The sequence below is a fragment of the Oceanisphaera pacifica genome, from assembly GCF_017498065.1.
GTDB lineage: Bacteria > Pseudomonadota > Gammaproteobacteria > Enterobacterales > Aeromonadaceae > Oceanimonas > Oceanimonas pacifica.
In genome coordinates this window covers 244110-256999 of the sequence record NZ_JAGDFX010000003.1, presented here as the reverse complement: position 1 = coordinate 256999, position 12890 = coordinate 244110, and the positions used below count along the sequence as shown (strand labels likewise).

The window sequence follows — 12890 nt, the reverse complement described above, 5'->3', positions numbered from 1 at the left end:
ATGAAGCCGCATTAACAGTAATCTTGACAGTCTTGTAAAATATGACTGTCCTATTTTAACTATAATCAGGACAGTCTTACTAAATATGACTGTCTCATTAGTAGTTATGACTATCTCATTGAGTGTATTGCGCCAAAATGCCTTCACAAGCTGACTCAACTAAATCTAATACCTGCTCAAAACCTTGCTCACCACCATAATACGGATCGGGGACTTCTTGGGTCGCCTGTTGACTAAAACTCAATAAGAGCCTTAGTTTGTGCTGATGTTCAGCTGGGCACAGTTGTTTTAGATTGTTGAGATTACTGTTATCTGCGGCAAGGATCAGATCAAACTGAGCAAAATCATCAACTTGCACCTGGCGAGAATAAATGCCACTAAAATCATAACCTCGCAGCTCACCTGCTGCTCGCGACCGCGCGTCTGGCAAAGCGCCAGCATGCCCGCCATAGGTGCCTGCCGAATCGATTTGTAAAGCAACGCCCGCCTTGGCGGCTTGCTGACGTAATACTGCTTCTGCAGTAGGTGAGCGACAAATATTACCTAAACACACCATTAATACCTTGGCTGTCTGGTTACTTGTGTTGGGTGTCTTGTTATTATTTTTCAACAAACGCACTCCCATAAATGAGTAACAATGCGCTAAGCGAACAAGGCGATACCAGCAAGCTACTTAGCGCAGTTTGATTAAAGCCCTAGCTTGTCGAACAAACCGGGTAACTTATCACCGAGTTTGTCGCCTAATTTATCTCCTAACTTATCGCCCAGTTTACGTTTGGCACGTTCAATTTCTTTATCGGCTTTTTCACTCAAATACACATCGAACAGTTTTTGTAAATCTAAGCTATATTCGGGGTCTTGGTACGACCCGCTAATACGTATTGGCAGCAACACATTTTTTAACTCGCTCAGCTCTTCGCCATTTTGCCCTTTCAGGCTACCAACAATAGCGGTGTTCATTAAAATATTAAGCGATTGATCAAGTAAGTTGGTTTCACCTTCGCCGTCTATACGCAATAAAGGAGAGGCCATGTGCAAGTTATCAGTGCTTACTGTGCCCTTAGCAATAGCAAAGTCGGCCGTTAACGCGCTAAAGTCGGTTTTTTCTATCTGATCTTTCGCCGGCACTGGCAAGCCTTTTACCTTGGCATGGGCGCGGCGAATAAGTGAGGCGATGTTCACCCCCTGCAAAGCACCATCCGTTATTTTAATGCCCGCCGTACCTTTTACGCTTTGCTTTATGGCTGCAGCAGTTAAGCCTGAGCCGGTTAAGTTAAAGGTTAAATTGCCACGCCCTTCTAAGTAATCTACATCGGCGGCCGCATTCAGCAACTCATGGGCATTAATGCCTGTTAAGGTTTGCTTTACCCAAAAGCGTGCGGGTTCACGCGACACATCTAACTCAGCCTTGGCATCAATTTGACCTTCATATAATTGTGCCTGCACCGAGTCAAGCGTGACCTTGCCCTGATCAAGATGAATGAGAATATCCAGCTGCTCAAGCTCTATACCACTGGCTTGTACCTTATCCGCTGTCAGTTCGCCTTCTACCTTAATCGTTTGCAAAAATGACATATCAGGCTCAGCAGAAGGGACGGCTGATGACAAGGTCGCCGGTGGCGCATTTTGGCTGACGGCTGCTTTAGCATCTTGCGGGGTTTCAGTTGCTGGGGTCGCGCGCCAATCAGCCTGTAGCGCATCAATATCGAGCAAGTCGGTATCTAGCTTAAAAGAGAGCTCTGGTTGGGCTTGATGACGCACCGCAAGCTCACCGGTCACCACCAGTTCACCAATATCGAGGTTCACTTCTTTAAAGGTCGCCAGTTTGTTGTTTAAGTGATAAGCCAAATCACCTTGTAACTTAAACTGTTTATTACCCGGAATGGCGCGGCCTGTGGTACCCACCAATAAATCGAGATCGTTTAATTGTAATCGGTCTAGCTCTGGCGCCAACCAAAACTGGCCAGTGGCCTTAATATTGGCTTGAATATCATCGGTAAACAAATTACCCGATAAACTAAGCGGCACCCTATTACCCGGGGCAAAATCACTCAGGGTAAAATTAACACGGCTTAAACGCGTCAGCTTAGCCTTCATGTCGTTTTGAATAATCACTTCAGCATCGGCAACCTTAACCCCAGCCAAGCTCACTTGCATCGAGGAATGCGACGCTTCTGGTTCGCTAGCCGAGTCACTTGTCTCACTGTCTGCCCTTGTATCTTGCACATCGGTATTATCACCCGATTCGGCTAACAACTCACGCAAGTCATCAATGTTTGTCACCCCATCGGCACGGGTAATTAAGTGCAGCCGTGCATTGCCCAGCACAGCTTCGCCAATATTTAATTGATTATCAAACAATGGCTTAAGGGCGACATCTAAGCTCACCTCGCCCACCGACAAGGTGTTGCCTTTGGCAAACCCGGGGGGGTTAAGTAAGGCTGCGTCTTTTACTGTAAAGCCAATAGATGGAAAAAAGCGCCAGCTTAAATCGCCATTAATGACCAAGACACGGCCCGTTTTTTCTCGGGTTTGCTCTATTAATACCTGCTTAACACGCTCAGTATCAATCACCTGGGTCAATACAACCAGCGCCAATACCAGCAGCAATACTAAGCCGCCAATACCGTAAAGTAGCTTTTTCATTTATTTATCCCGTGTGTGCATCACAGTTAGTCTTGATTAATGCGACTCGCGTCCGCCCCTTGTTGCGCCTTATATTTAGCATTCGCACGGCTCATATAAGGATGCTCAGCAGAGCCAGACATGGTTTCAAAGTTAAGGGCACCAATCACCATATGAGGGCGCAATGCTAATGGAAGCTTACCGCCATTATAAAACTCAAGCACAATGCGTCCAGACCAGCCCGGATCAATACGGTGAGCCGTGGCATGTACCATTAACCCCAGTCGTGCTAGCGAAGAGCGGCCATCTAACCAGCCCACAATATTATCGGGCAAGGTAATGGATTCAAGTGTTACTGCTAATGCCAATTCACCCGGATGCAGAAAAAAAGCATCGCCATCGGCAATGACTATTTCATCACTCATCACTCTATCAATGGCATCGGAGACTTCCGCTTTAGGGCCACTTAAGTCGATATAAGGAGCAGTATGCGCCTGAAAAACCCGAAACTCGTTGCCAAGCAATACATCAACCGTTACGCCACTAATCCGCTCAGGATCTGGCTCTGGACTAATTTGAATCTTTCCTTCTGCCAAATAACGCTTAATATCGCGGTCACAAAGACGCATTACAACTTCCTCATTAAATATAAATATCGCTGCTATCGCGACTATGTTTGCCCTATCAGGCAATTAACATTCAAAAGCCATAGCAGCAAGGTGATTAAACTGCTCGAGTATACAGGCGAGTAGGCACGGCGTTACCACTAAAGTACACACCACTGGCAATACGCGCCGCCATGGTTAAATACAATTGAGATAAATCGCCCTCAGGCTCAGCGACCAAAGTGGGGGTACCGCTGTCCATTTGTCGACCAATGCTGGCATCTAATGGCAGCTGACCAATTAATGGCACCTGATGCTCTTGTGAGGCACGCAAGCCCCCACCCTCACCAAATAACGCTTCTTGATGACCGCACTGAGTGCACTGGTGATAGCTCATATTTTCTATCACGCCCACCACTGGAATATTCACTTTGCGGAACATACTAATGCCTTTAACCGCATCGGCGAGTGCCACGTTTTGCGGTGTGGTTACCACAACAGCAGCAGTAGTAGGCACATCTTGCGCCATGGTCAGTTGAATGTCCCCAGTACCGGGCGGTAAGTCGACAATAAGATAATCCAAATCCCCCCAGCGGGTTTCACGCAAAATTTGCGCTAACGCCTTACTGGCCATAGGGCCACGCCATATGGTGGCATCGCCTTCTTTAACTAAAAAGCCAATGCTGTTGGCAACAATACCATGGGCATTAATAGGCGCCATGGTTTTACCATCATCACTGGCGGGCTTTTCTTTGGTCACGCCCAACATCATAGGAATAGAGGGGCCATACACATCGGCATCCAATATTCCTACTCGCGCGCCTAAGCGCGCCAACGCCAGCGCTAAGTTAACCGAGGTGGTCGATTTACCCACCCCGCCTTTGCCCGACGACACCGCAATAATATTACGCACACCCGCGACACTGTTAGACTCACCCGCCGGCGCAAGGGTGGCCACATCATGGCTTATTTTCCAATGTACACTTTTAGCACCGCTGATCTCACACAGCTGGCTGTCAATTTGACTCATGCTTTTTTCAAGCTGATAGTCCACAAAAGGCAGCACCAGCTTTATAACTAATACTTCATCGGTGAGTGTCACACCTCGAACAAACCCCGCACTCACAGGATCACGCGCCCAATGCGCAGGTATAAATTGGCCTAATGCCGTCATAATCTGTTCATTATTCATGCTATTACCCCATATTTAATCTGGCCAACACTCTATCAAAAAGCCCACCAAGGCGTAAGCTATAACACCCAAGGGACAGACACACGGCACATTATTTTTCAGCGACTGCGCATATTTGCAGCATTTGCTTGGCACTGTGGCTCTAATCTCTGCTTTTGCTGCTAAAAAGCGGGCAAAGTGTGTATAACCGAAAAAAACTCGGGTAACATAATCTGTCCCGTTACGTTAACTCAATTAGAATGGATATTATGGCTACCGAACCTCGTAAGATACTTGTCACCTGCGCCCTCCCCTATGCCAATGGTTCAATCCACCTTGGTCATATGCTGGAGCATATTCAGGCGGATATCTGGGTTCGTTATCAGCGAATGCGTGGCCAAACCGTTCATTTTATTTGTGCTGATGATGCTCATGGCACCCCCATTATGCTTAAGGCAAAGCAACTGGGTATCGATCCTGAACAGCTGATTGCCGAAGTACAAAAAGAGCACCAAGCCGACTTTAATCGTTTTAACATTGGTTTCGACAATTATCACACCACTCACAGCACCGAAAACCGCGAGTTTGCCGAGCTTATTTATGGTCGTTTAAAAAACAACGGCTTTATTGAAAGCCGCACTATCTCTCAACTTTACGATCCCGAGCAAAACATGTTTTTGCCTGACCGTTTCGTAAAAGGCACTTGCCCAAGCTGTAAAGCCGAAGATCAATACGGTGATAACTGCGATGTGTGCGCGGCAACCTATAGCCCTACCGAGCTTATCGACCCACGCTCTGCCGTGTCGGGTGCCACACCCATAATGAAAGACAGTGAGCATTTCTTTTTTGACCTGCCCCAGTTTAGTGGCATGTTAAAAGCTTGGACTCGCTCTGGGGCGCTTCAAGAAGAAATGGCGAATAAGCTAGAAGAGTGGTTTGAGTCTGGCTTACAGCAGTGGGATATTACCCGAGATGCGCCTTACTTTGGCTTTGAAATTCCGGATGCACCGGGTAAATATTTTTATGTATGGTTAGACGCCCCCATCGGTTACATGGGCTCGTTTAAAAACTACTGCGATAAACGCGGTGACATCAACTTTGACGAATACTGGCACAAAGACAGCACCACAGAGCTATACCACTTTATTGGTAAAGACATTGTTTATTTCCACAGCCTGTTTTGGCCAGCCATGCTAGACGGCAGTGACTTTCGCAAGCCCACCAATATTTTTGTGCACGGCTATGTCACCGTCGATGGCGCCAAAATGTCTAAGTCGAAAGGCACCTTTATTAAGGCAGATACCTACCTTAAGCACTTAGACCCTGAATGTTTGCGTTATTACTACGCGGCCAAGCTGACTAGCCGCATTGACGATTTAGACTTAAACCTGACCGACTTTGTGGCCCGCGTAAACAGCGACGTAGTCAACAAATTGGTGAACCTGGCTTCTCGTAATGCCGGCTTTATTAAAAAACGCTTTAACGGCCAATTGTCCGCCCAATGCGCCGAGCCTGCTTTGTATGCTGAATTTGCCGACGCCGGTGAGCGTATTGGTCAGTATTATGAACAGCGTGAATTTGGTCGTGCCATCCGCGAAATTATGGCGCTAGCCGATAAAGCGAATCGTTATATTGATGAAAAAGCGCCTTGGGTGGTTGCCAAGCAAGAAGGGCAAGACGAAGAACTACAAGCAATTTGCTCGGTGGGCATTAACTTATTCCGTTGTTTAATGACTTACTTAAAGCCCGTTATGCCAGAGCTTGCCCAACGCAGCGAAGCCTTTTTAAACACCAGCCTAACTTGGGATGCCCTAGCTGCGCCTTTAGTTGATCATACGCTAAGCTCATTTAAATCATTGTTTAGCCGCATGGACGCCGATAAAGTTGCCGCCATGGTGGAAGACTCAAAAGAAGACTTAGCCGTAGAGCAAAGCTTAAGCGCCGCCCCCGTGTCGGGTCCTTTGGTGGATGATCCTATTAGCGAGACCATCAGCTTTGATGATTTTGCCAAAATCGACTTGCGGGTGGCGTTAATCACTAAAGCCGAAGCCGTGCCGAAAGCCGACAAGTTGTTACGCCTTGAACTAGATTTAGGCGGCGAAACTCGTCAAGTGTTTGCCGGCATTAAGTCTGCCTATAGCCCAGAAGACTTAGAAGGCAAGCTCACGGTTATGGTGGCCAACCTTGCCCCGCGCAAAATGCGCTTTGGTTTAAGTGAAGGCATGGTATTAGCCGCCGGCCCCGGTGGTAAAGACCTGTGGATTTTAGAGCCCCAAGCTGGCGCACAGCCCGGTATGCGGATTAAGTAATACCCAAGGACGGAAAGCTGTCAGATTTAAGCCATCAGATCTAAGCCATCAACGTTCAGCTGTCAGTTAACACAAAAAACACCGAGCCAAAAGCTCGGTGTTTTTTTATTTTAAGAATGAGTAAGCTAATACCCAAAGCCTTATTCCAACTCGCATGCCCTTAAACCGTCATTGCGAGGAGCGCAGCGACGCGGCAATCCATCTAACAAGCAGCCGTACGCTTTACGCTGAGCGCCTGATGAAAAAAACAAAACCGCAGTTTTTCTTTAACGTAAAGCGGTCCGCGTTAGATGTAGCGCTTCCTTTCGAAATGGGTTGCCGCGCTACGCTCGCAAAGACGAAATAAGGGCTCATAACCATATCGTGCAAAGTCTTGACGCCCAACAGGGTATTTACAAAAATATCTGTAGAGCCTGCTAATAGGCGACTCAGTGGCTTATGGCCGGATAAAGGGATCTACTCTACCGACCATCACATGACAGGGCCGAAAAATGCTCCTGCCATTTGGCACTTCCGCCATCCATGGCGGTCGGATGTTATGTGCTGAAGTTAGATGGGGCGAGTTTACTCGCCGTGACGAGCAGTATCAGCTTAACCGAACATCCAGTGAATGTTCGCAGTAGGCTGATAATGTGAGTGTCATTAGCCCCGCAGAGAGTCGGTGGAGTGGACCCTTTGTTTGGCTTTTTCAGCAAGTAATACAGACTACTTATTTAGTTCGCTAGTTATTAGTACTCCCTATTCCCCCATCCCTAGTCCCTTGTTCAAACGGCTAGCACTCGGTGATATTAACCGCTAACCCGCCGCGGGCGGTTTCTTTATATTTACTTTTCATGTCGCGGCCGGTGTCGCGCATGGTTTTAATCACTTTATCTAATGACACCTTATGCTCACCGTCGCCTCGTAGCGCCAGCCGGCTGGCGTTAATGGCTTTTACCGCGCCCATGGCATTGCGCTCAATGCAAGGCACTTGTACCAAGCCGCCAACAGGGTCACAGGTTAGGCCTAGGTTATGCTCCATGCCAATTTCAGCGGCGTTTTCTACTTGCTCAATGGTACCGCCCACCACGGCCGTAAGTGCGGCAGCCGCCATAGAGCAGGCCACGCCCACTTCTCCCTGACAACCCACTTCGGCCCCAGAAATAGACGCATTTTCTTTATATAAAATACCAATTGCAGCTGCGGTTAAAAAATATGTTACTAATACATCATCGTCCACCGGTTGCACAAAGTGGTGATAATAATGCAGCACCGCCGGTAAAATGCCCGCCGCGCCATTGGTTGGCGCTGTTACCACACGGCCACCAGCGGCATTCTCTTCATTGACCGCCATGGCATATAAATCAACCCACTCCATCACACTTAAGGGGTCTTGATTATACCCAGACTCACTGGTTAATTTACGCAGCAAAGCAGGCGCTCGGCGGCGCAATTTAAGCCCACCGGGCAAGAGCCCCTCGGTTTTGCAGCCGCGAGTCACACAGGCTTGCATTACCTGCCAAATATGACGCAAGCCCTGCATAATCTCTTGTTCACTGCGATGCACCCTTTCATTGGCCATCATTAAACTACTGATCGACATACCATTGGCTTGGCACAATTGCAGTAGCTGAGAGCCACTGTTAAATGCAAAGGGCACAGCTTTCGCGCTCGACTGCGCCGCCGCACTGGCTTGAGTGTTGGCGAAATCTTCTGCTTTAACAATAAAGCCCCCGCCAATTGAATAATAACACTGCTCGGCAAGCAAAGGGGCTGCATGCTCATCCGTCGCTTTAGCAAAAGCACAACAACGCATACCATTGCTATGCAGCGGCAAGCTTTTCCGACGATGAAAAATAATGGCGCCACTGCGAGGAAAATGCACGGGGTGGGTTTGATTCAATAGCAGTTGCTGGTGCTGCTCAGCGTTAGCTAACAAGTCTGGAATAAGGTCAATATCAATGCGTTCGGGCTCAAAACCGGATAAGCCTAATATCACCGCTTTACCAGTACCATGCCCGATACCGGTTTGGCCTAAAGAGCCAAATAGCTCTACTTCAACACGTTCAACTTGGCTAAGCGTGCCCTGTTTGGCAAGCTCGCTCACAAAGTGATGGGCCGCGCGCATTGGCCCGACTGTATGCGACGAAGACGGGCCAATACCAATACTAAACATATCGAAAACGCTGATCATAACCACTCCAAAACACGGCTGAGTTAGCCGAGCCATGGCGTTTAAGCATAAATCACCACTGGCTCAACAATTAATAGCACAATGGTAATGTTAACTTAGCTACAACCCAATAACATTTTACAGGTAAGCGGTAAGCCAGTTTAATATGTGATTAGCATCACATATTAGCGCGCTATCTGTCGCGCAAGTTGATGAATAATGGCCGCGGTAATGCCCCAAATCCAAGTATTATGCCAGCGTATAAACACCACCTGTTGAGGCAGGCCTTTACGATTAACAGTAAATAGGTGGTGATGGCGCACCTCTAACAGGTATTCAAGTGGCACTTGAAACAGCTCGTCGACTTCACCAGGGTTAAGCTTAAAATTCACCTCTCCCTGCACCAGCCCCACAAAAGGGGTAAGGGCAAAGTCAGAAATAGTATGCTGAGCCTGCAACTGCGCCAATAGCTGGCATTGCTCGGGTAACAAGCCAATTTCTTCAAAACTTTCGCGCAGCGCCGCCTCCCATAAACTCATATCAGTACTGTCTACCCGGCCACCAGGAAAGCACACTTGGCCGGGGTGGTGGCGCAAATGGCGACTACGGCGCGTTAAAATAAGCGTCAGCCCTTGTGCAGTGGGCAGTACCGGCATCATCACCGCCGCCGGATAGGCATTATCGGGCAAATGCGGATCAGCCAAGGGCGGCAATAAATTAAGTCGAGTTTTTAATTCATCTAACTGCATTGTTTAACACCTACAACCTAAAGCGTTGCGCTTTGATAGCGTAGTCAACTATAGCGCGGCCAGCTATAGCACGGCCAACTATAGCGCGGCCAACATGGGCAATATTTTGCCCAGCTTATCAAATAGCTCTTGGTATTCATCCTCTGCGGTTGAGTCGGCCACCACGCCGCCACCGGCCCAGCAATATAAGCGATCTTGCTCTGCCACCAAGGTGCGAATGGTAATGCTGGTATCCATGCGCCCATGGGCACTGATATACCCAACACTGCCGCAATAGGCATGACGGCGGTGAGTTTCTAGCTCTTCAATAATCTCCATGGCTCGCACTTTAGGAGCACCAGTAATAGAGCCCCCGGGAAAGGTCGCCGCTAATAAATCGGCACCCGTTAAGCCCTCAGCTAGCTCACCGGTAATGGTAGATACTAAATGGTGCACCGCTGGAAATGACTCAATGGCAAACAATGACGGCACCTTCACCGAACCTGGCACACACACGCGGCCAATGTCGTTGCGCAGTAAGTCCACTATCATCACATTTTCGGCACGATCTTTAGGCGCATTGGCCAGCTCATTGGCCAGTGCTTGGTCTTGCTGTGCCGTGGCCCCTCTTGGTCGTGTGCCCTTAATGGGCTTGGTTTCTACCCGCCGCCCTTCAAGGGCGATAAAACGCTCGGGAGATAAGCTTAATAAGGTGCTGCTGGGTAATTGTAAAAATGCCGAAAATGGCGCTTGATTATGCGCACTTAGCTGCCGATAAGCCTGCCAAATGTCACCACTAAAGTGGCTCTTAAAGCGCAGCGTTAAGTTAATTTGATAGCAATCGCCCGCCTGCAAATAAGCTTGCACCCGATTAAAACTGTCAACATATTGCTGTTGGCTTTGATTCGCTTGCCACTGTGCAGTGAGTTTAAAAGGCGCGGGGGCTAGAGCGTTAGCGCATGCCTGTTGTGCCTGCCACCAGTTTAATCGCGCCGTCAATGCCGCTTGATCTCCTAGCACCACTAAATGCGCCTGCTGTTGCTCGCAATCAATCACCCAAGCCCAATCAAATAACCCCACCGCCATATCGGGGGTGGCCAGTTCATTTATGGCGGTGTGAGGCATGCGCTCTACCCAACGGCCTAAATCGTAACTAAATAAGCCCAAGGCCCCGCCCACAAATGGCAAATGCGAGTGGGTTTCTGGCAGGCTCACCTCACCAATAACTGCATCTTGCCAGGCTTTAAGTAACATAAAGGGAGAGTCAGTCGAGTGATGCTGTGTCTCTTGGTGGGTGATCAGGGTGCTGTCAGCCTCGGTGACTAAGGTTGCCAACGGCTGAGCACTCATAATATGAAAACGACTATCTGCACCATGATTGCCCCCCGACTCTAACAACATAGCCCAAGGTAAATGAGCAATAGGCGAAAAAAAATCATGCACAGAGCCGGTAAAAGCTTGGCTGTGAATATGTAAAGGCAGTCCCATTATGTAATCTACTCGACAATTTTGGCATTTGGTCTGGCGCTTGGGCTGGCCAGCTTAGGGGCGTAAAGCGTATCATAGCGGCCATTATAACAATATAAGCATCGCCCAAGGGACATTTGTCTCTTAAATAGCGCGAATAGCGAACCTGCGAGGAACATGATGAGCATTATTAAAAAACAGGATTTTATCGACTCCGTTGCCGATGCCCTGCAATATATTTCTTACTATCATCCATTAGACTTTGTGCAGGCGCTAGAAAAAGCCTATAACAAAGAACAAAGTCAGGCAGCCAAAGACGCCATTGCGCAAATTTTAATTAACTCGCGCATGTCAGCCGAAGGCCATCGCCCCTTGTGCCAAGACACCGGCATTGTGACCTGCTTTGTTAAAATTGGTATGCAAGTGCAATGGGACAGTGACTTAACCGTACAAGAAATGGTGGATGAAGGGGTGCGCCGCGCATACCTCAACGCCGATAACCCGCTGCGCGCCTCTATTGTTGCCGATCCGGCAGGCAAACGCCTTAATACCAAAGACAATACCCCATCTGTGGTCCACATCGACATGGTGCCGGGCAATGAAGTAGAAGTGGCCATTGCTGCTAAAGGTGGCGGCTCTGAAAACAAATCGAAAATGGTGATGCTTAACCCCTCAGACGACGTAACCGAGTGGGTGCTAAACACACTGCCCACCATGGGTGCGGGCTGGTGTCCGCCGGGCATGCTGGGCATTGGCATTGGCGGCACCGCCGAAAAAGCGGCCGTCATGGCCAAAGAATCCTTAATGGATCCGGTCGATATTCACGACTTAATAGAGCGCGGCGCAAGCACCACCGAAGAAAAACTGCGTTTAGAGATTTTTGAAAAAGCCAACAAGCTCGGCATTGGTGCTCAAGGCCTGGGTGGCTTAACCACGGTGGTGGATATTAAAGTTAAAACTGCCCCTACCCATGCGGCATCTAAGCCGGTGGTGATGATCCCTAACTGTGCCGCCACCCGCCACGTTCACTTTCACCTAGACGGCTCGGGCCCAGCAGAGCTAACGCCGCCCAAGCTTGAAGACTGGCCAGAAGTCACTTGGGAAGTAGGAGACAGCGCCCGCCGTGCTAATTTAGACACCCTAACGCGTGAAGATATTGCCGAGTGGAAAATGGGCGAAACCGTACTGCTCTCGGGCAAATTACTCACCGGTCGAGATGCCGCACACAAGCGCATTCAAGAAATGCTGACCAAAGGCGAGCCCTTGCCGGTTGATTTTAAAGATCGTTTTATCTATTACGTTGGCCCAGTAGATGCCATTGGCAACGAAGCCGTTGGCCCTGCCGGCCCTACCACCGCCACCCGCATGGATAAATTTACCGACATGATGTTAGAGCAAGCCGGTTTGCTTGGCATGGTAGGTAAAGCAGAGCGTGGCCCGGCAACCGTGGACTCCATTCAGCAGCACAAAGCCGTGTACCTTATGGCCGTAGGCGGTGCCGCTTACTTAGTCGCAAAAGCGGTGAAAAAAGCCCGCGTAGTAGCGTTTGAAGATTTAGGGATGGAAGCCATCTACGAGTTTGAAGTAGAAGACATGCCCGTTACCGTAGCGGTCGATTCAGAGGGCAACAACGCCCACGTTACCGGCCCGGCTATTTGGAAAGCGAAAATAGCAGAGCTTGATGCAAAATTAAGCGAGTAGTAAAGCTGGAAGCCTAAAGCTAAAAGCAAGCTAAAAAAACACCGAGCCTAAGCTCGGTGTTTTTGTAAGCATTAAAAATGGGTCGGAGTCATTTTAACAGTATAGAGGCGTAACTTGTGAGGGTATAGCATT

The 12890-nt window shown here is 48.8% G+C and carries 9 protein-coding genes; 2 read left to right on the top strand and 7 right to left on the bottom strand.

All coding sequences use genetic code 11. The features are described 5' to 3' along the window. Window positions 1-115: 115 nt before the first annotated feature. The 4 genes from J3U76_RS03875 to apbC all read right to left on the bottom strand — a co-directional run bounded on the left by J3U76_RS03875 (window position 116) and on the right by apbC (window position 4422). A complete protein-coding gene (locus J3U76_RS03875; protein ID WP_243454035.1) occupies window positions 116-610 on the bottom strand; it encodes a low molecular weight protein-tyrosine-phosphatase in 495 nt (164 codons plus the stop codon). A 77-nt stretch (window positions 611-687) separates the two neighbouring features. Continuing rightward, complete coding sequence (locus J3U76_RS03870; protein WP_208004513.1) at window positions 688-2646, bottom strand: AsmA family protein; 1959 nt, start codon at window positions 2644-2646, stop codon at window positions 688-690. Window positions 2647-2672: 26 nt separating this feature from the next. Continuing rightward, window positions 2673-3254: a dCTP deaminase gene (gene dcd, locus J3U76_RS03865; RefSeq protein WP_208004512.1), complete on the bottom strand. Its 582-nt coding sequence runs from the start codon at window positions 3252-3254 to the stop codon at window positions 2673-2675. A gap of 94 nt (window positions 3255-3348) precedes the next feature. Next, complete coding sequence (gene apbC / locus J3U76_RS03860) at window positions 3349-4422, bottom strand: iron-sulfur cluster carrier protein ApbC (RefSeq protein WP_208004511.1); 1074 nt, start codon at window positions 4420-4422, stop codon at window positions 3349-3351. A 248-nt stretch (window positions 4423-4670) separates the two neighbouring features. Here apbC and metG point away from each other — a divergent pair, with 248 nt between their 5' ends. After that, a complete protein-coding gene (gene metG / locus J3U76_RS03855) occupies window positions 4671-6710 on the top strand; it encodes a methionine--tRNA ligase (protein WP_208004510.1) in 2040 nt (679 codons plus the stop codon). A gap of 772 nt (window positions 6711-7482) precedes the next feature. Here metG and J3U76_RS03850 read toward each other — a convergent pair. From J3U76_RS03850 to pabB, 3 genes are all read right to left on the bottom strand, one after another. Continuing rightward, the gene (locus J3U76_RS03850) at window positions 7483-8883 is read right to left on the bottom strand and encodes an L-serine ammonia-lyase (protein WP_208004509.1); all 1401 of its coding nucleotides are present in this window, start codon (window positions 8881-8883) and stop codon (window positions 7483-7485) included. A 164-nt stretch (window positions 8884-9047) separates the two neighbouring features. Next, complete coding sequence (locus tag J3U76_RS03845; protein WP_208004508.1) at window positions 9048-9611, bottom strand: CoA pyrophosphatase; 564 nt, start codon at window positions 9609-9611, stop codon at window positions 9048-9050. A gap of 78 nt (window positions 9612-9689) precedes the next feature. After that, entirely contained in the window at window positions 9690-11078 is a 1389-nt protein-coding gene (gene pabB, locus J3U76_RS03840) for an aminodeoxychorismate synthase component I (protein WP_208004507.1), read from the bottom strand. Window positions 11079-11237: 159 nt separating this feature from the next. On the opposite strand from pabB, the gene J3U76_RS03835 reads away from it, so the two are divergent. Further along, a complete protein-coding gene (locus tag J3U76_RS03835; RefSeq protein ID WP_208004506.1) occupies window positions 11238-12758 on the top strand; it encodes a fumarate hydratase in 1521 nt (506 codons plus the stop codon). Window positions 12759-12890 lie beyond the last annotated feature (132 nt).

Excerpts from the sequence above, each read along its gene's own strand:
- J3U76_RS03845 (WP_208004508.1), bottom strand. The coding sequence starts at position 9,611 with ATGCAGTTAGATGAATTAAAAACTCGACTTAATTTATTGCCGCCCTTG.
- metG (WP_208004510.1), top strand. The coding sequence starts at position 4,671 with ATGGCTACCGAACCTCGTAAGATACTTGTCACCTGCGCCCTCCCCTAT.
- dcd (WP_208004512.1), bottom strand. The coding sequence starts at position 3,254 with ATGCGTCTTTGTGACCGCGATATTAAGCGTTATTTGGCAGAAGGAAAG.
- pabB (WP_208004507.1), bottom strand. The coding sequence starts at position 11,078 with ATGGGACTGCCTTTACATATTCACAGCCAAGCTTTTACCGGCTCTGTG.
- apbC (WP_208004511.1), bottom strand. The coding sequence starts at position 4,422 with ATGAATAATGAACAGATTATGACGGCATTAGGCCAATTTATACCTGCG.
- J3U76_RS03835 (WP_208004506.1), top strand. The coding sequence starts at position 11,238 with ATGAGCATTATTAAAAAACAGGATTTTATCGACTCCGTTGCCGATGCC.
- J3U76_RS03870 (WP_208004513.1), bottom strand. The coding sequence starts at position 2,646 with ATGAAAAAGCTACTTTACGGTATTGGCGGCTTAGTATTGCTGCTGGTA.
- J3U76_RS03850 (WP_208004509.1), bottom strand. The coding sequence starts at position 8,883 with ATGATCAGCGTTTTCGATATGTTTAGTATTGGTATTGGCCCGTCTTCG.